Annotated in this window: 1 protein-coding gene; it reads right to left on the reverse strand. The window is 62.5% G+C overall.

Annotation, left to right across the window (positions count from 1 at the left end):
- Positions 1-395, reverse strand: a 395-nt coding sequence (locus RM844_RS33265; RefSeq protein WP_311671144.1) for a hypothetical protein, incomplete at both ends; no start/stop codon positions are given.

Here is a 395-nt window from a genome sequence, read left to right on the forward strand (position 1 = left end):
GGGACCAGCCGTAGCGGTTGACCAGGAACTGGCCGATCTTGAGGACGATCCAGGCATGCACGGTCCAGTAGCAGGCGTAGGCGAACGGCATGAACAACGGATCGTTGGGGGTTTTGAGGGGCAGCCAATCCAGTAGGTGGTGCTGGGCGAAGGTTGGGCTGTAGATCAGTTGCTGACCCCAATCTCCCACTGTCTCCATCCAATACACCAACATGCTGTTGGTCAGGAACAGGAAGCCCCAGGTGAGGCGTCGTCGGCGCACGGTGTCGATCACGGCGAGCAGCACGACCAAGCCGCCGAGGATGGGGATGACCCAGTTGAAGAACCAGACACCGCGCGGGTGGAGCAGCGCCGGCGGTGTGGGCGGCGCAGTGAGTGCAACGGGCATCGGTCCT

This window comes from Streptomyces chisholmiae (assembly GCF_031845445.1).
In the GTDB taxonomy this organism is placed as follows: domain Bacteria; phylum Actinomycetota; class Actinomycetes; order Streptomycetales; family Streptomycetaceae; genus Streptomyces; species Streptomyces chisholmiae.